The organism is Deltaproteobacteria bacterium, assembly GCA_003696105.1.
GTDB lineage: Bacteria > Myxococcota_A > Polyangia > Haliangiales > J016 > J016.
In genome coordinates this window covers 56,731-74,656 of record RFGE01000022.1, presented here as the reverse complement: position 1 = coordinate 74,656, position 17,926 = coordinate 56,731, and the positions used below count along the sequence as shown (strand labels likewise).

The 17,926-nt window shown below is 71.9% G+C and carries 15 protein-coding genes; 5 read left to right on the top strand and 10 right to left on the bottom strand.

The features are described 5' to 3' along the window. The 4 genes from D6689_01670 to D6689_01655 form a co-directional block, all read right to left on the bottom strand. The coding region (locus D6689_01670; GenBank protein ID RMH44849.1) for a hypothetical protein at positions 1 to 419 on the bottom strand (419 nt) is incomplete at its 3' end. After that, complete coding sequence (locus tag D6689_01665; GenBank protein RMH44848.1) at positions 416 to 1,465, bottom strand: sensor domain-containing diguanylate cyclase; 1,050 nt, start codon at positions 1,463 to 1,465, stop codon at positions 416 to 418. The genes D6689_01665 and D6689_01670, both read right to left, overlap by 4 nt. Further along, complete coding sequence (hpt, locus tag D6689_01660) at positions 1,413 to 1,952, bottom strand: hypoxanthine phosphoribosyltransferase (GenBank protein RMH44847.1); 540 nt, start codon at positions 1,950 to 1,952, stop codon at positions 1,413 to 1,415. The genes D6689_01665 and hpt overlap by 53 nt, the downstream gene beginning before the upstream one ends. Positions 1,953 to 1,990: 38 nt before the next feature. Next, complete coding sequence (locus D6689_01655; protein RMH44851.1) at positions 1,991 to 2,806, bottom strand: uracil phosphoribosyltransferase; 816 nt, start codon at positions 2,804 to 2,806, stop codon at positions 1,991 to 1,993. 135 nt (positions 2,807 to 2,941) lie between these two features. Here D6689_01655 and D6689_01650 point away from each other — a divergent pair, with 135 nt between their 5' ends. The 3 genes from D6689_01650 (at position 2,942) to D6689_01640 (ending at position 6,667) form a co-directional block, all read left to right on the top strand. After that, positions 2,942 to 4,489, top strand: a complete 1,548-nt coding sequence (locus D6689_01650) for an HAD family hydrolase (protein RMH44846.1) — start codon at positions 2,942 to 2,944, stop codon at positions 4,487 to 4,489. A 67-nt stretch (positions 4,490 to 4,556) separates the two neighbouring features. Beyond that, a complete protein-coding gene (locus D6689_01645) occupies positions 4,557 to 5,825 on the top strand; it encodes a hypothetical protein (GenBank protein RMH44845.1) in 1,269 nt (422 codons plus the stop codon). Then, positions 5,759 to 6,667, top strand: a complete 909-nt coding sequence (locus D6689_01640; protein ID RMH44844.1) for an alpha/beta fold hydrolase — start codon at positions 5,759 to 5,761, stop codon at positions 6,665 to 6,667. The genes D6689_01645 and D6689_01640 overlap by 67 nt, the downstream gene beginning before the upstream one ends. Positions 6,668 to 6,772: 105 nt before the next feature. Here the strand turns inward: D6689_01640 and D6689_01635 are convergent, their stop codons facing one another. The 3 genes from D6689_01635 to D6689_01625 are packed head-to-tail and all read right to left on the bottom strand — an operon-like array spanning position 6,773 to position 11,168. After that, a complete protein-coding gene (locus tag D6689_01635) occupies positions 6,773 to 8,782 on the bottom strand; it encodes a hypothetical protein (GenBank protein RMH44843.1) in 2,010 nt (669 codons plus the stop codon). A gap of 44 nt (positions 8,783 to 8,826) precedes the next feature. After that, positions 8,827 to 10,398: a murein biosynthesis integral membrane protein MurJ gene (gene murJ, locus D6689_01630; protein RMH44842.1), complete on the bottom strand. Its 1,572-nt coding sequence runs from the start codon at positions 10,396 to 10,398 to the stop codon at positions 8,827 to 8,829. Further along, complete coding sequence (locus tag D6689_01625) at positions 10,395 to 11,168, bottom strand: hypothetical protein (GenBank protein ID RMH44841.1); 774 nt, start codon at positions 11,166 to 11,168, stop codon at positions 10,395 to 10,397. Before D6689_01625 ends, murJ begins: the two co-directional genes overlap by 4 nt. 130 nt (positions 11,169 to 11,298) lie before the next feature. On the opposite strand from D6689_01625, the gene lexA reads away from it, so the two are divergent. Both lexA and D6689_01615 read left to right on the top strand, forming a co-directional pair. Then, on the top strand, positions 11,299 to 11,964 hold the full coding sequence (lexA, locus tag D6689_01620) for a transcriptional repressor LexA (protein RMH44840.1): 666 nt from the start codon (positions 11,299 to 11,301) through the stop codon (positions 11,962 to 11,964). A 542-nt stretch (positions 11,965 to 12,506) separates the two neighbouring features. Next, positions 12,507 to 14,801 carry a TonB family protein gene (locus D6689_01615; protein RMH44839.1) on the top strand — a complete coding sequence of 765 codons (2,295 nt, stop codon included), beginning with the start codon at positions 12,507 to 12,509 and terminating at the stop codon, positions 14,799 to 14,801. Positions 14,802 to 14,987: 186 nt separating this feature from the next. Here the strand turns inward: D6689_01615 and D6689_01610 are convergent, their stop codons facing one another. From D6689_01610 to D6689_01600, 3 genes are all read right to left on the bottom strand, one after another. Continuing rightward, a complete protein-coding gene (locus tag D6689_01610) occupies positions 14,988 to 15,206 on the bottom strand; it encodes a cold shock domain-containing protein (protein RMH44838.1) in 219 nt (72 codons plus the stop codon). 304 nt (positions 15,207 to 15,510) lie between these two features. Then, complete coding sequence (locus tag D6689_01605; GenBank protein RMH44837.1) at positions 15,511 to 17,193, bottom strand: SpoIID/LytB domain-containing protein; 1,683 nt, start codon at positions 17,191 to 17,193, stop codon at positions 15,511 to 15,513. Positions 17,194 to 17,263: 70 nt separating this feature from the next. Beyond that, positions 17,264 to 17,878: a CPBP family intramembrane metalloprotease gene (locus tag D6689_01600; GenBank protein ID RMH44836.1), complete on the bottom strand. Its 615-nt coding sequence runs from the start codon at positions 17,876 to 17,878 to the stop codon at positions 17,264 to 17,266. Positions 17,879 to 17,926: the final 48 nt, after the last annotated feature.

Genomic DNA, 17,926 nt, shown 5'->3' with positions numbered 1-17,926 from the left:
TCCGGCGAGGGCGGCGCGCGTTCGTCCGACTCGCCGGCGGCCGGCGGTGGCCGCAGCAACGGGAATGGGGACTCCGCCGGGGGTCGGGCCGCAGCCGGCGACGGGCCCGCGGCGGTGGTCGCGGCCTCGTCGCCGGCTGCCGGCGTCCGCGTCGCCGCCGGCCGCGAGGCGCCCGCGTCGCGCGGCGCGCCCGCGTCGCGCGGCGCGCCCGTCACCGACCGGTCGCCGCGCGCGCCCGCGTCGAGGGAATCGCCGCTCCGGATCGACGGACGCTGGTCGTCGCGGTCGCCCGGCCGAGCGGCTCCGCCGCCCTGGTGGTCGCGGTCGCCCGGCCGAGCGGCTCCGCCGCCCTGGTCGTCGCGGTCGCCCGGCGGAGCGGCCCCGCCCGGCGAGTCGCCACCGCTCGGCGCGTTCGTCACGGCGCGACCTCGACGCGGTTACGGCCCGCGCGCTTCGCGGCATACATCGCCGCATCCGCGCGGCCTACGACGTCCTGCGCCGATTCACCCGGTCGCGCTCGCGCCACGCCGACCGACACGCGCACGTCGATCGACTGCCCTTCCGCGTGCACCGGGTTTTCCTCGAGTTTGGCGCGCATGCGTTCGCCGATGTCGCGCGCCGCCGCCAGATCCGTGTCGGGGAGCAGCGCGACGAACTCCTCGCCACCGTAGCGGACCAGCACGTCCCTCCCGCGGATCGCCGCGCGCAGGCGATCCGCGACGACCGTGAGCACGCGATCGCCCACCGCGTGACCGTATGCGTCGTTGACGTCTTTGAAGTGATCGACGTCGATCATCGCGACCGATAGAGGGGTGCCGTGGTCCTCGGCTTCCCGCAGGCGAGCCGGCAATTGCATGTGGAGATATTCGCGGTTGTAACAGCCGGTGAGCGGGTCGGTGACGGTCAGCTTTCGCAGCCGTGCGTTTTCGACGTCCAGCGCGATCGTCTGGGCGACGAATGCGAGCATCTCGAGGTCGGCCTGGTCGAAGGCGCCAGTCCGCTGGGAGGTCGCGGTCATGACGCCGATCGGGCGCCCTCCCGCCAGCAAGGGAACGCAGATCATCGATGCGATCGGAGTCGACGGGGCGTCGCGGGGGACGAACCGGTCGTCCTGCGACACGTCGTCGATCCGCGCGGGTTCGCCGCGTTGCACGACCCATCCGGCGACTCCCTCGCCGACCGCGAACGACACGCCGTCGAGCCGGCCGACGCGCAACCCGTGGGCTGCCTTCGCCATCAACCGCTCGCCTTGCGAGTCCAGCAGCATGATCGACGTCGCGTCGGCACCCACCAACTCGGTCGCTAGCTCGGAGATGCGCGACATCATCGCGGGCAAGTCGCGGCTGCCGCCGATGGTCTTGCCGATTTCGAACAGGATGCGGGGGAGTTGCTCCGGGCGGCCTGCCATGGCCTCACGTGTCCTGATAGCCGATGAACGACAGGTTGCGATAGCGCTGGGCCACATCGAGCCCGTAGCCGACCACGAACTTGTTCGGAATGGTGAAGCCGAGGTAGTCGATGCGCACGTCGTGGACTGCCCGATCCGGCTTGTGCAAGAGTGAACACAGCTTGATGGTCGCGGGGTGTCGCGTGCGCAGGTTGTCCATCAAGTACTCGATGGTCAGACCGGTGTCGACGATGTCCTCGACGACGAGGACGTGCTTGCCCTCGATCGGACGCGTGAGATCTTGGGTGATCTGGACGACGCCGGACGACTCCGTCTCGTCACCGTAGCTCTTGAGGCCGATGAAGTCGACGGTGTGTGGCAGGTGAACGTGGCGGCACAGATCGGCGAGAAAGATGAACGACCCCTTGAGGACGCCGAGCAGGACCAAGTCGTGGCCGACGTCGCGGTAGTCGGTGGTGATCTGTTCGCCGAGTTCGGCCACCCGACGTTGAAGATCGGCTTCCGAGATGAGGGTGTGAAACGGCTCGTCGGGGCGGTTGAACATGGTCGTCGGTTTGCGAGGCGGTGGGCGTGTATTCCGTATCAGCAGTAGGAGTTGTTCATGACTTCACCGAGCCCACCGCCGCCGGGCACGATGTAGTGCTGGTCGGTAAGGCCGCGCTCGTTGTCCCACCGCTCGCCAGGGACGGTGGCGAGTACGTCGGCCGGCGATAGACCTCGATCGAGCCGGAACGCCCACACGCTCACGTCGGGGTGGTTGGCGGTGACGTGGCGCAGGTACTCGGGTGTGACGATCAGGTGCAGCGCGAGCACCCGCCGCGGAGTGCCGGCGACGTGCTCGCGGTAGTGGGCGAGCACGCGCGTGATCGTCGAGCCGGTGGCGCCCATCGGATCGGGGATGAGCAAGAACGCGCCGTCGACGTCGCCGCCGATCTTGGCGGCGCCGAGCGCGGCGCCGGTGACTTTCCCCGCCGCGTCGGTCTCGCGGGCGAGCGACAAGTGATCCTGGCGCACGCCTTCGGGAGCGACCGTCTCGTTGAGGTAGTCGTACGCGACCTGAGACGGCATGATGCCGGCGCGGGCGACCGCGACGACGACCGCGCGCGTGGCCGCGTCGATCGCAGGGCCGCGCCAGACCCCCTCGGGCACGACGTCGATCATGCGCGTGGGCACTTCGAGGTCGGCCACGGGGAACTCGGCCGCGACGACGTGGTGCAACAGCGTCGTGTACAGCCTCTTGACGAGCTGGTTGACCCGCGGTTGCACGGTCCCCTTGGCGCACAACTGAGCGAGCAGGTTGAGCGCCAGCGGATCGGCCAGGATGTGGACCGCGTCGCCGTAGCGGTGGTCGATTTGCGGCGGGAAATAGCGCAGTCGGGCGTATTGCGCGTCGCGGATCGCCATGGCCGGTCACCCTACCAGCCGGCGCCCACGTCCACAACGGCCGACCGCTTTCCGCGTCGCCGCCGCGAGACGGAGCCGCCGCGCGATGGCCGCGCGGTCCCGCGGTGTCGCTCGCATCCGGGGACAGCCATGCGGCGCTGCTATACAATCCCGCGCTGCATGCGCGCATCTAGCTACGACCTCGAGCGTGAGTTCGGGGCCCTCATGGGAGACGTCGCCCGGGAGATCGAGGTATCTCGGCGCCGGCGCGTCTTCTGCAACCGGAACCTGCGGATGGACCAGATCGAGCTGATCGGCTTCGACATGGATTACACGCTTGCGCTGTACCATCAGCCGCGGCTCGAGCAGCTGTCGATCGACCTCACCTTGCAAAAGATGATCGCCAATCGCGGTTACCCGGAGGAGGTGCGCGCGCTGCACTACGATCCGCACCTCGCGATCCGCGGACTCGTGGTGGACCGCAAGCTGGGCAACATCTTCAAGATGGATCGCCATTGCCACGTGGGCCGCGTGTATCACGGTAAGCGGCGGCTATCGAAGGCAGAGCGGATCGAGCACTATCGCAACCAGCGCATCCGCTTGCACCTGCCGCGTTACGTGTGGATCGACACGCTGTTCGCGCTGCCGGAGGCAGCGATGTACATGACGCTCGTCGACCACTTCGACGCGACCGGCAGGCAGGTCGACTACGACCAGCTGTTCCAGGACATCCGCGACAGCATCGACGAGGCCCACCGCGACGACACGCTCAAGAGCATCATCAAGCGCGACGTCGGCGCGTACATCGAGGACGATCCGAAACTGGCCGAGACGTTGCACAAGCTGCGCAGCGCTGGCAAGCGGCTGTTCGTGTTGACCAACTCGCTGTACGACTACACGGACGCGGTGATGTCGTACCTGCTCGACGGTAAGCGCCACGCCTATCCGAGCTGGCGCAACTACTTCGACTACATCATCACCGGCGGAATGAAACCGCGGTTTTTTGCCGAGCGAGTGCCGTTTGAAGAGGTCGATCTCGCGACCGGTGAGGTGATCGCGGGCCGTCCGGTGACGCGACTTCTTCGCGGGCACGCCTACTGTGGCGGCAACATCTACGACTTCGAGGACATGACCGGTGTGCGCGGCGAGCGGGTCCTGTACGTCGGCGACCACATCTATGGCGACATTCTGCGGCTCAAGAAGGCGCACGTGTGGCGCACGGCGATGGTCGTGCAGGAGCTGGACGCCGAGATCGAGGTGTCCGAGCGGCTCGACCAGCAGCTCAAGGATCTCGAGCTGCTCGACCGCCGGCGCCGCAACCTCAACGCCGAGATCGACTACGAGAGCGCGTACCTCAAGTCGCTCACGCGCCTGAGCGAGGAGTGCGCGGCGGCCGGCCGCGACGAGCTGCGCCGGCGCGTCGACGAGGCGCGCGCGCACTCGCGGGTGATGCTCGACAAGCTGCGCGCGCGGCTGCGGATGATCGTCGAGGAGGTCGACGCGCTCGAGGAGTCGATCGATCGCGCGTACAATCCGCACTGGGGCGCCGTGTTCCGCGAGGGAAACGAGAACAGCCGATTCGGCGAGCAGGTGTCCGACTACGCCGACCTGTATACCTCGCGCGTGTCGAATTTCTTGTACTACTCGCCGCTGCGCTACTTCCGCGCGCCGCGGCAGAAGATGCCGCACGAGGTATGACCGCCGGCGCGCGCTCTCGGCCGCTTGCCCCGCGGATCCCGCGCCCGCGGGGATGAACGCTCGCGCCGTGATGCGCCGGTCTCCGCTGGTCGCCGCGTTCGTATCGCCGCTCGCCATCGCGCGACTGTCCGCGCGCGCGTGGCTGCGGCTCGCCGCGTACGTGGTGGCGGCGTCCGCGGTGCTCGGGGCGGTCGCGTGGGCCGCGGGCCGCGGTCGCATCCGCGAACTCGCGCTCGCCTACGTGTTCCCCGACAGCTGGCGCGGCGCGGCTCGGTTCGTGATCGACCGCTTCTTCGAGGCGCAACAGCGCGCGGTCAGCGACAACGTGGTGCTGTCCGGGTCCCTCGCGCTGGTCACGGTGCTGCTGTTCTGGCTCAAGGAGGCGCTGTCGGTGCAGTTCGAGCGAGACGCGCGGCTCGTACCGGCGCCGATGCGCGAGTTGCCGTTGTCGGTGCAGGCGTGGGAGGAAATCAAGCTGTTCGCGCTGTTCGTCGCGGTGCAACTCGCGGTGTTCTGGATCGGCTACCACCCGGGTCGGGCGCGCGACATCGCGTCGGTCGCGCTGTCGTACGCGTGGTTGTTCTTCATGTTCGCGGTCGACTTCACGTCGCCGGTGCTCCAGCGGCACGGCGGCCACTATTCGCGCATCCTCAAGGTGCTCGCGCGGCATCCGGTTGCGACGTTGGGGTTCGGTGCATTGTTTGCCGCGCCGTCACTCGTCGCGTCGCGGCTGTGGCCGCACGACCTGTGGATGATCTTCGGGGCCAATGTGATCGGGATCGCGTGGGCGGCGGTGGCGGGAACGTGGTTCGGCGCGCACCTGTACGACGAGTTCGAGCGGACTGCGCGAGCTGGCATCGCCGTGCGAGCGCTGGCCTGGGCCATGGTCGTCGGCGCGCTGGCGTTCAATGGCTACCGGACGGGCGCGCTGGTGCTATCCGTCCACCACAAGAGCCAACTGCTCAAGCTGGATTACGACGTTGCACTGTCATCGTTTGGCATCGACCTGCCGCCTCTGCGATCGGTTTTGTCGCGCGAGGTCGAGATGGGGGTCCACCTCGACGTGCGCATCCACAATCCGACCCCGTTCGACGTCGCGATCGAGCGGAACCGACTCGTACTCGCGCACGACGGCGCGCCGGTGGCGACCGGCCGCCTCGCGCCGATGTCCGTGCCGGCCGGAGCGACGGTGGAACAACGGGTCGCACTGTCGGTGGCGATCGCGCCGGGCGCGCTGCGCCGCGGTTGGGCGCTCGCCGACGTCGACCGATGGTCGGCGACGTTGTACGTCGAGGTGGCCCCGGGGTTCGAGTTTCCGATCTACCTGATCGAATAGCGCGGGCGGTGCGGCTGGCGCGGGAACCGTGGCACGATGCGGGCATGTCGACGACGAGCCGGACGATCGAACGGGACGGCGCTCGCATCGCCTACGACGTGGCGGGGCAGGGGCCGGCGGTGGTGCTCGGCCACAGCCTGCTGTGCGGCCGGTGGATGTGGCGTGACATTGCGCCGGCGCTGGCGACCTCGCACACGGTGATCAACATCGAGGTGCGCGGCCATGGCGAGTCGACGGCGCCGCGGCCGTTTTCGTTTGCCGATCTCGTCGCGGACTGGGCTGCGATTCTCGATCGAGAGGGGATCGATCGAGCCGCGCTCGTCGGGTTGTCGATGGGCGGTATGACCGCCATGCGGTTCGCCCTCGCGTTTCCCGACCGCGTCGCCAAGCTGGCGCTGCTCGACAGCAACGCCGACCGCGAGCGGCTCGCGAAGCGCGCGCAGTACGGAGTGCTCGTGTGGCTGTACCGCCGACTGGGCATGCGCCGGCCGTTGGCCGATCGGGTCGCGCCGATCATGCTCGGCGCCACGACGCTTCGCGAACGCCCGGAACTCGTGCGCGATCTCATCGACCAGGTCGCACGGCACGACCGGGAGCCGCTCATCCGCGCGATTCGCTGCGTGGTCGATCGGGCCGACGAGCCGCCGATCGAGCGGATCGGCGCGCCGGCGCTGATCCTGGTCGGCGAGGAGGATCGCGCGACGCCGCCGGCGCTGTCGGAGAAGATGCATCGGCGGATGCCGGGATCGAAACTGGTACGCATCCCGGGGGCCGGTCACCTGTCGGCGTTCGAGCGGCCCGACGCGGTGTTGGCCCACCTCGCGCCGTTTCTCGCCGCGTGACGGACCCGCGGGGCGGCCGGACGCTCGCGGCCCGCGGCCGGCGCCGACTCACCGGCGCGCGGTGCGCCGCTCGCACGCGACGTGTCGGCGCGCGTTCGCGTGGCGTCAGCGCTTCGGGCGCGCGCCGGCGATGTCGGCGATCGGCACGATGCGCTCGACCGCGACGTACTTGGATGCGCGCGTGCGGGCCAGCGCCTCTTCGAACTGTGCGCGGATCGCCGCGGGCAGATTGCCGCGCAACCGCTTTTCGAACAGGCGCTCGTAGTACTCGTCGGGCTCCACGCGCACGCGCACGCGCGCGGCGACCGCGTCGGCGGTGCGGCCACCGGCCCACGCCTTCGCGAGTTCGACCGACTCGCCCGGTGGAATGCGCGTGTCGGCGAGCTGATGGAACACGTTGCCGTCGTAGTCGAGATGGCGGCCGATGCGCAGGGACGCCGCGGCGCCGTCGATCGGCCGGCCGCCGCCGTCGACCAACTCGACCTCGAGGAATGCCGCCGGCGTCGGCGTGGTCGGCAGGTAGTGGGCGGCGCCGACGTTGGTCACGCGCGCGCGCACGCTCACGGCGCCCGTCGCGCGCGACCGGCCCGCGATCGCGTCGACGCGGATGCCCTGGCGGAACGTGTCCGGGTCGTGAACGCCGAGAAACGTGTGCTCGCGATTCGGCATGTGACAGTGCTGGCACTGGATGCCGCGCCGCATGTACGGCCCCTCGAGCCACTCGCGATAGGTGTTCAGAAGCGGCTTGCGCGCGGCGCGGTCGTCTTTCGACCCGGCCACCTGCTTGACGTTCCACGGCGGCAGTTGGTGGCACGGCAGACAGAAGTCGGCGCGCTCGTAGATCGCGAGCGGCTCGAACGGATAGCCGGGCTGCGACAGCAGCCGTGCGCCGGTCGCCGGCGGAGGGCCGAACCGCGTCCATCCGCGCAGGTGGCAGGCGGCGCACGCGATGCCCTCGGCCTGCAGTTGCGGGTCGAACGGTCGGTGGTGGTCGAGCTGCTCGGGCAGCGGCGCGTGACAGCGCAGACACCCGGTCCGACCGCTGGCGTCCATGCGAGCGGTCTGCCCGAGCGTGCCGGGCGACGCGGCGCGCGCGTGCAGCGACGGCCGCCACTCGCGCAATTGCTTGGCGTGGCAGCGCCCGCACTGGGCGGGATGCAGCGACGCCTGCGCGGGGGCCAGACGCGCCGGCGGCGCGCCGTGCGGCGCGATGTCGCCGCCCCACACCGCCGCGTCGCGCGAGGCGGGATCGCCGGGCCACACGCCGGCCGCGAGCCGCTCGGGGGGCGTCGCGCGAACCGCGGCGACTTCCAGCGCGGTCGGTTCGGGCAGCGCGCCGCCGCGGTAGCGAATCGAGTCGATGTAGGCGGCGACGGCCCACAGGTCGGCGTCGGGGGCGGCTCCCGCGTAGGAGGGCATCGCCGTGCCGTCGAGGCCGGTGACGAGGCTGGTGTAGATGCCGCGCAACGACGCGCCGCCGGGCCGCCGCAGCGGCCGCGCGGTGAGGTCGTACGGTGGCCCCGGCTGCATCGTCGCGGCTGCCGGGCCGTCGCCGCGGCCGGCGTCGCCGTGGCAGTTCGCGCAGCCGAGCGCGCGGTAGCGGTCGGCGCCGCGCGCGATCAGCTCGTCAGTGACGGGCGGCGGAACGCCGATGTCGATCGGTTCCGCCGGTCGCGAAAAGGTTGCTGGCGCAAACGATTTGACGCGGGCGACGAGCGCGCGAACTTGATCGTCGTCGAGGAAGTCGCCGAACGCGTGCATCGATGTACCCGGCACGCCGTAGCGGATCGCGCGCGCGAGGTCGTCGTCGGTCGGCGGGCGGCCGGTCGGCGTCGTTCGCCACTTGAATGCGCCGCGTGAAAAGTCGCGCGGTCTCGGCCACAGCCACGGCGCCGCCGGGCCGTTGCCGGCGCCGCGCTCGCCGTGGCAGGGACGGCACAGTCGATCGTACAGCGCGGCGGCGGTGCCGTCGCCGGCGGGACGTGCTGCGGCGGTGCGGTCGTCCGCCGGGGCGGCCGTGGCCGGCCGGCACGCGGCTCCCGCGGCCGCGGCGACGATGGCGGCGGCCCACGCGATGCACGGGTCCGGCGCGCGGAGATCAACGACTCGTGGCACGGGGGGCAGTCTACCCGAGGGTGCGCCGATCGCGACCGCTGCGGTCAGCGGCGGCGCAATCGGCGCGCGAAGTGGCCCAACTGCGGGATGCGCAGCACCCAGCACGCGGTCGCGTACGCCGCGACGCCGACGGCGATCGGAGCGAGTGTGCGGGTCGCGCGCGCGGCGAGCGTCTCGGTCCCGACCGCGTCGACGAGCGCGGCATGGCACGCCCACACGGCGGCGCCCATCGCCGCGGCCGCCGCGCCGACGCGGACCAGGTGCGCGAGCAGGCGGGCGTGCGGCGCGCGCGCCACCGCGCGGCCGAACGCCGCGTACAGGATGCCGAAATTGACGATCGCGGCCGCCGCGGTGCCGAACGCGAGCGCCCGGTAGCCGAAGTGCGGGTGCAGGGTCACGTTCAGCGCAATGTTGACCGCGACGGCGGTGATCGACGCCGCCATCGGCACGCGCGCGCGATCTACGGCATAGAACGCGGGCGCGACGACCTTGACGGCCGCGTACGCGACGAGGCCGATCGCGTACATGTGGAGCGCGGCGGCGACCGCGGCGGTGTCGTGCGGCGAAAACGCGCCGCGCTCGTAGATGAGCTGGATGATCGGCTCGCCGAGCAGGACGAGCCCGACGGTCGCCGGTACGGTCAGGAACGCGACGAGTTCCAGCCCCTGGCGGAGTTGGTCCGCCATGTCGTCGCGCCGCCGGTCGGCCGCCGCGTCGGCAAACCGCGTCGTGGCGACCGTGGCGATCGCGACGCCGAACACGCCGATGGGCAGCTGCAAGAAGCGGAACGCGTAGTTGAGCCACGCGGCGGCGCCACTCTCGGACGTCGCGAACAACGTATTGACGAAAATGTTGACCTGCACGGCGGCCAGGCCGACGACCGCCGGCGCCATCAGCCGCGCGACCCGGCGCACGCCCGGATCGCGCAGCGCGAGGTCGGCGGCGGGGCGCGGCCGGAACCCGAGCCGCCAAAGCGGCGGCAGCTGCACGCCGAGTTGGGCGAAGCCGCCGGCGAGCGTGCCGATCGACCAGCCGACCGCGACGCCGCGGCCCGTGACACCGGTCGCGTACAGCGCGGCGCCGACCGCGATCGTCGCGGTGTTGAACATCGCCGGCGCGAGCGCGGGCGCGGCGAACCGGTCCTGCGCGTTGAGCATGCCCATTGCGACCGCGGCGGCCGACACGAGCGCCAGAAACGGCAGCATGATGCGCGTGAGTTCGATCGTCAGGTCGCGCTTGGCCGGCTCGACCGCGAATCCGGGTGCGATCGCGTCGACGATGTGCGGCGCGAACACCGCGCCGGTGAGCACGAGTGCGCCGACGATCACGACCAGCGTGCCGGCGACGCGATTGGCCAGCGCGTAGGCCGCGTCCGGGCCGTGCTGGTTCAACTCCGCCTTGAACGTCGGCACGAACGCGGACGACAGGGCGCCTTCGGCGAACAAATCGCGCAGGAGGTTCGGAATGCGGAATGCCACCACGAATGCGTCGGCGAACATCGTCGCGCCCATGAGCGCGGCGAACAGTTGCTCGCGCACCAACCCGAGGACGCGCGACAGCATCGTGGCCGATGAGATCAGCCCGGCTGCCCGGGCAAAGCGCCGCTCACCGGTCATCGCGGGGCGACCTCGCGCAGGCAACGCGACACGCCGGCGGCCACGTCGGGCGCTACGTCGCGGCCGGATGCGAGTCGGCGGATCCGCGCGATGCCGCGGTCGCCGAACGCCGCCCGCACGGCGGCGGGGTCGGCCCCCAGCGGCAGGCCCGCACACGCCGCGCCGGCGGCGGCCAGCGCCACAGGGGGGTCCGGGTCGGTCGCGGCGCGTTCGGCCGCGACCGCGAGCAGCTCGGGCGAAAGCGGCGGCGCGAGCAGGTCGAACGCCGCGCGCCGGACCTCCGGCTCGGGGTCTGCCAGCAGCGCGCGGGCAAACGGCGGCTCGACGGCCGGCGCCACCGCGCGGCCGAGCGCGGCGCGCGCCTCGAGCGCGTGCACGCGCACGTCGGGCCACAGGCCGGGGTCGGCCGCGACGTCGCCCCACGCGCGCGCGGCGCGGTCGACCGCGTCGAGATCGATTTCCCAGGCGAGGAGCGTGTCGAGCGTGAGGTCTGCGGCGATCGCAGCGGCGGCGCGCGCGGCCGACGATGCGCGGCGGCGATCGGTCGATCGCGCGGCGCGCGCCAGCGGGTCGAGCAGGGCCCACGGCGCGCGGCTGTGCGGGGCGGCCGCGATCGCGGCGAGCGCCGCGGCGCGGTCGGGGCCGGCGATCGCGGTGGCCAACGTCGCGGCCGGCAGCCGGCGCGCGCGGGACGCAAGCTCGGCTCGGTCGCCCCGGCCGAACGCGCCGGCGAGCGCCGCAACCGCAACGATGGCGGCGTGTTGGCCCATGGTCCGCATCCTACGGCGCGCGCGCGCCGGCACAAAATTTGACCGGCCGCGAGTTTGTTCAGTACCGTACAGCCGTTCAGGTAGCTGGGCGACCCACGCGGGATCAGCCGGGTAGACGGGGGACACGGGCATGCAACTAGAAACTCGCGACACGCTGACCAAACGCCAACAGCAGATCCTCGATTTCATCACCGCGTCGATCGCGGAGCGCGGCTATCCGCCGACGCTGCGCGAGATCGGCGAGCACTTCGGCATCCGGTCGACCAACGGAGTCAACGACCACCTCAAGGCGCTCGAGAAAAAGGGCTACCTGCGGCGCGAGGATCTCAAGTCGCGCGCCATGCGGCCGGTGACGCCGATCGCGTCGGCGCGCAAGCCGGCCCCGGTCGGTCTGGGCGAGTCGTTCGTCGAGGTGCCGTTGCTCGGCCGCGTCGCCGCGGGCGAGCCGCTGTTGGCGGTCGAGCAGGCCGAGGACACGGTCGTCGTCGACCGGTTCTTCATCGGCAACACCCGGGAGGTGTTCGCGCTCCGCGTCGTCGGCGACTCGATGATCGAAGACGGCATACACGACGGCGACTACGTGTTCGTCAAGAAGACGCCGACCGCACAGCGCGGCGATACGGTGGTCGCGATGATCGAGGGCGAGGCGACGGTCAAGCGCTACTACCCGGAGGGAGACGTGATCCGGTTCCAGCCGGCGAACGCCTCCATGGATCCAATTTACGTCCGGCGCCGCGACATGCGCTCGGTCGATATCCTCGGCGTCGTCGTCGGCGTCTACCGCAAGATGGGCTAGGAGGCTGTCGCGCGTGGCCGCTGGCCGCGGTCGCGACCTGTGGGCGATCTTCGGCGTACGGTGTCGCGCGGTGGGGTCGCGCGTGGGGCTACGCGCCCTCGTGTGCTGCGGGCGTGCGCCGCACGCGGCCTCGCATCTCGCACCGTCGTTGGCCCGCCTCGGCGCACCCGCCTCGCAGCGCGCGGGCGTCGCTGTCGGCGGCGCCGGCTGCGCCGTCGCGGGCGCGCGCCGTCCTCGGTGCGGCGGGACGGTTCCGCCGGGGCCCCTCGCCGCGGGCGCCTTCCGCGCGGCGGGCATCGCCCCGTCGACTTCCTCGCCGGTGCGGGCGTCTGCCGGATCGCGGCGCGCGTCGCGCGTCGCCGGCGGTGCGGCCAACCGCGACGGACCCGCTCGGGTCTCACCGTTCGGCGGCGCCGTCCGCCTGCGATGTTGCGTACCTACCGCGGCCGGCCGCGCGCCGCGGGCCGTCCACTTCGGTGCGCTTGTGGCGCGCGCTCGGCGTTGCTATACCCTGGACAAAGCGAAGAAAACACGGTGAGTCGGTGAGCCGCGCGCGAAAGCGGAGTCCGCTGGTCCTGGTGGGCTTTCTGATCGGGTCCGCGGGCCTGCAGCTGCTGGCCGGCCTCGCGCTCGACGCGCTGCGCACCCCGCCCGAGCCGCCGCCGACCACGCTCACCGTATCGTTCGACGGCACGGGAACGGGGGCGGTGCGCATCGAACCGGTCGGCCTGGCGTGGTCGGCACCGTGCGTCGCGCGCGGTGCGCCGGCGTGGCTGATCGATGCGTACTGCGGCCGTCCGCCGATCGCCGAGGTCCGGTGTGAGGCGGGTGCGCCGTGTCGCACCCCGTACCCGCGCGGCCAGCTCGTCGTCGTCCACGCCGAACCCGCGGACGGTTCGTATCTCGACGGCTGGTCTCGCGCGTGCCGCAGCGAGCCGTTTGCGCAGTGCACGCTCGCGCTGTACGGCGCCGAACAGGTCACGGTCTTCTTCGAGCGGGTACCCGAGCGAGTCGAGGTCGACACGGTCGCCGTCGAGGACCGTCCCGACGACGACATCACGCTGCCGGAGCCCGCGGTCGAGGCGACCCTTCTCGACGCGCCGGTGCCGGAGGCGGCGCCGCGCGAGCCGGAGCCGCCGGTCGAACCGGAGCCGCCGATCGAGCCGGAGCCGCCGCCCCTCGTGATGGCCGAACCGCCGCCTCCGGCGATTCCATCGCCGCCGCAGCCGCCGGAGGCCGCCCCGGCGCCCGCGCCGCCCGAGCGGCCCAAGCCGGCCATCCCGATGAAGAGCGTGGAGGTCGCCGACGACGAGCACGTCGTCGACGAGGCGCCCAGCGACGCGCAGTTTTTGTCGGACAAAAACCGCGACGTCGTCGAGCAGACGCGCGCGACCGACACCAACCTCGAGCGCGAGCAGCGCGGCGACGCGCCGTACTCCGAGCCGAGCGACATCGAGAGCGACGAGGTCGGCGCGGCGGAGACGGATGTGGCTCAGATCGAGGACAGTGAGCCGAGTTCGCTGTCGATCGACCGCGCCGAGGAGACGGCGCACAACGGCGACGCGAACGTCGCGCGTGGCAACACGGCCGGCGAGGGGGGAGAGGGCGGCGGCGGCGAGGGCGGCGACGGCGGCGACGGCAGGCGGCCCGGCGTCCTCGCGATGCGGGGAATCGAGGGCCGCGGTTCGCCCGGCGGCCCGGTGTTGCCGCCGGCAGGGGACGCGGCGGGCGGCGGCGGCACGACCGGCCGGCGCGGCAAGAAGGGTCTCCCGGGGCTCGACAGGCCGCTGAGCTTCGACGACTACGAGCGGATCGTCGGCTCCGACGTGGCGCAACGGGAGGTCGAGGTCGGCAAGCGCCGGCAGTCGAAGAAGCTCGGCCGGTATCAGCGCAAGCTCGCCCGGGTGCAGTCGTCGCTCGAGAACTTCACGCCGGAGATTCGGCCCGGCAACCAGACCGCACTCAAGACGCGTGCGGAGCCGTTTGCCGTGTACGTCGCGCGCATGCACCGCAAGATTCACGAGCTGTGGGGGTTTGGTTTCCTCGAGGAACTCGACAGCAAGCCGGCGACTCACGAGTTGAACCGGTGGGACCTGATGACGAAGATCGAGATCGTCGTCAACCCGGACGGCACGGTGGACAAGGCGACGGTCGTGCAGCACTCCGGTGTGCTCGCGTTCGACGTGGCCGCGCTCGATACCGTGTTCAGCGCCGAGCCATTCGATCCGACGCCGCCCGAGATCCGGTCGCCGGACGGAAAGGTGTACCTGCACTGGCGCTTCCATCGCGACTGGCGGCAGTGCGGCACGTTCGGCGTCGACAAGTTCATCCGGGCCGATGCCCCCGCGGGCAGCGACCGCGGCGCGAACGCCGGCTTGCTCGGCCGATCGACCAGTCGCCGCCGCCCGCCGGCGCCCGCGATCGAGCCGGCCGATCCGGCGGCTGCCGCGCGCGCCGCGGCCAACTTGCCGGCGCCAGACGACCCCGCGGCCGCCGCGGCCGCCGCCGCGTGGGTCACCGCGTTCGAAGCGGGGCAGCTGGGCGAGCTGGTGCATCTGTCCGCGGTCCCGTTCAAGAGCCGCGGGGCGATCGTCGCCAACGATCCGGACGGCGTCGCCGCCGTCTACCGGACGATCCTGAGCGAGACGCACCGGCGCCGAGTACGCGACTGGCGGGTGCTGTCGCCTGCACAGTACCGGCGGCTGTTCGACATGCTGCCGCCGAGCGCCGACGCAACGCACCTGCTGCTGGTCGTGCGCGCGGGCGACGAACGGTTCGCGGTGACCCTGGCGCAGCAAGCCGACGGCAGCTACCGGATCGCGTCGTTCGACCGGTGACCGCCGCGCCGCGTACCGCGGCGAACGGCCAAACGGATCGGCCGCGCCAGACCGCGCCGAGAGAGCCGGCGGGGGACCGCGCGCCGCGCGGCCGGCCGCCGCGCGGTCCGCGCCCGGGCCCGCACCGAAAATGCCGAGCGCCGCCACCGCGCTGGGCGATGACGGCGCTCGGTTGCGGTTGTGGTCCTACATCCGGCCGTGCTGCTCCAGCTTGCGCACCGCCGTGGCGTGCAGCCCGCGCGGCCCCTCGCTGACCTCGTACTCGACGTCCTGTCCCTGGGTCAGCGATCTGAACCCTTCCCCCTCAATCGACGAGTAGTGGACGAATACGTCGCGCCCGTCGCTGTGCACGATGAATCCGTACCCCTTCGCGTCGTTGAACCACTTCACCTTGCCAAGTGCCATCCTCTTACTGCCTCCTTAACATCGGTTCGTCCGCCGCGAGCGGACTGCCTGAACCCTGGTGCAGGGTTTTGTCTGTCTCTCTGTTGTTCGCGCGGCTTTGAGTGCAAGTCAACGAGTTTTCAGGAGAAATCGACCCCGCGGTGAAAATTTGCAGTCGGGGCGTGCAAGGTCGGCCCCGGGGCCCGGATCTGCTCGGGCGCCCGACGGCGCGGTCGATCCAGCCGGCGCACCCGGGAGCCGGCGCCGTCGTGCCCCGAGATGGCGCGGAACGTCTCGCCCGGCTCCGCGCGCCCGATGGCGCCGGTCAATACAGCCGGCGCACGCGGGAGCCGGGGTAGTAGTGCTCCAAGATGGCGCGGAACGTCTGGCCCGCCTCCGCGCGCCCGATGGCGCCGGTCTGGCACATGCCGACGCCGTGTCCGAAACCGGCCCCGTCGATCACGAAGGCCGCCGGCGCCGCGGCCGGTCCCTCGGGCGTGACGCGAAACAGCGAACTCTTGAGCCCGCCGAGCAGCCTCCGGATCGCCAGGTCGCCGGTGACGGTCGCCGTACCGCGGTCGCCCCGGATGGCGAGCGTGCGAATTCGCCCCGACACGCCCCGGTCGACCGGCTCGAGCGCGACGACCCGGCCGACGCCCGGGTAGCGCGCGGCGACGCGCGCGGTGAGATCGTCGGCCGACAGGCGCACGCGCCAGCGAAACCGCCCCTTGCCGTAGCGGGTGGCTCCGCAGTACGCGGCGTCGTCGGGCAGCGCGAGGAACGCATCGAGTTCGGCTTCGGACACGCCGTCGGCAAACGGCGCCATCGCGCTCGCCCCCGCCGGCGTGGCGTCGACGGCGCCGCGCAGCGCCGGGTCCGGCGCGCCACCCCAGATGTGCTCGTTGTGCTCCCCGTGACCGCCGCATGACGCGCTGTAGCGCGCGTCCACCAGCCCGCCGCCGTCGCGCAGCAGGACGAGTCCGCGGGTGCGGTCGACCGCGCGCGTGGTGCGAGGGTGCTCGCGGCCCGCGCCGGCGTAGACCTGGCAATGCTGGCTGGAGCAGACCAGGAACGGGTCCGCGAAATGGCGCGTGCCGATGCGGCTGAGCAGTTCGGTGCGCGCTGCGACCGCCTGCGCGGCGAGGGCTTCGTCCGGCGCGTCCGGAAAGATTTCGGCGGGCACGAGCCCCGCGAGCAGCTTGTCGGCCGGTACCGCGTTGACCGCGACAAGCTTGCCGTCGCGTCCGATCGTGACGTACACGCTGCCGTAATAGCTGCGGTCCTCGGTGCGCTCGGCGCCGACCTGCGAGCCGCCGCCGCCGTACACGACGTCGGCGACTTCGACGGTGGCGCCGGCGCGCGCGGGAGCGAACCACAGCACGCCGGGGCTGCGCACGACCGTGCGCCCGCCAACGGCACGCGCGACGATCGTGCCGCGCGGCGGGTCGACCAGCTCCTCGTGTACGCGGGTGTGAACGCCGTAGCGGCGGGCGATGCGCCGCGCGCGCTTCGCGCCTTTTCCCGCCGGCACCGGGTCGATTGCGACGAGCCGCCGGCGGCCGTCGATGACCGCCCCATCGACGCCGAACACCGTGCCGACCTCGAATGCCCGCGTCTCGTGGCCGCGTGCGCGCCAGCGATCGAGTTCGCGCGCGGCGCCCGCATCGTCGGCGCCGTCGAACTCGGCCACCACCGTCCACTCGCGGATCCGCGGCGGCGTCGCGCCCTCGGCCTCGATCAGCCAGCCGTCGGCGCCCGCGACCGACGGTCCGCCGTCGCCGCTCGGCAGTGCCACCAAGCCGCCGTCGGCGCGCAGCGCGACGCGGTCCTGCCCGCCCATGATCTCGACGGTGACGACCGGGATGCCGTCGTCGGTAAACGCGAACCGATCGCTGTACAGGGCGCGCACTTCGTCGCCGCGCGACAAATCGGTCGCGGCCCGGTGCGCGCCGACGGCCAGGGCGACGCAGGCCGCCAGGATGGCCACCGATGTGCGGATCGCGCGCATGCGCCGTCGAGGCTACGCCGCCGGCGCGCGGCGGGCAAAAAACCGGCCTGCCGGGCGATGTGCACGCCGCCTACGACGGGCGCGGCGGCGCGCCGGCGTGCGGTTCCGGCGGCAGTTCCACCCGCGCGATGAACAGCAGGTTCAGGAAGTTGATCGTGAAGTGGGCCGCGATCGGTGCGCCGAGGTCGCCGGTCCACTCGAACACGTAGCCGAACACCAGCCCCATCGCGAACGCCCACGCGGTCCACGGCAGAAACCGCATCCCCGGGCCGACGTGCAGCAGCGCGAAGATGAGCGCCTGCGGCCAGACGCCGATCCACGGCTGGAGCGCGCCGCGAAACAGCAGCTCCTCGCCGACGGCGCTCGCCGCCGCGAGGATGACGATCTCGCGGGTCGTGAGCGGGCCCAGCAGCGCGCGGAAGTCGCGGTGGAGTGCGCGCGCCCACGCGAATCGATGGACGGCGGCGCGAGACGCCGCGACGACGGCCAGCCCCAGGGCGGCGCCGACCAGTGGACTCAGCAACAACCAGGTCGCCGTCGACCGCCCCTCGATCCGATAGATGTCGACGTCGTCGCGGCCTGCCGAGATGAGGACCGCGACGAGCGCGAGGGCGCCGTACAGCGCCATGATGAGGCCGGCCCGAGACGGGCCGGCGGGCTCGGACCCCGGCAATTCCATGCGCATCGGACTATATCCGCACTTGACAGCGACGGGCCGTCCGAATATCACTAC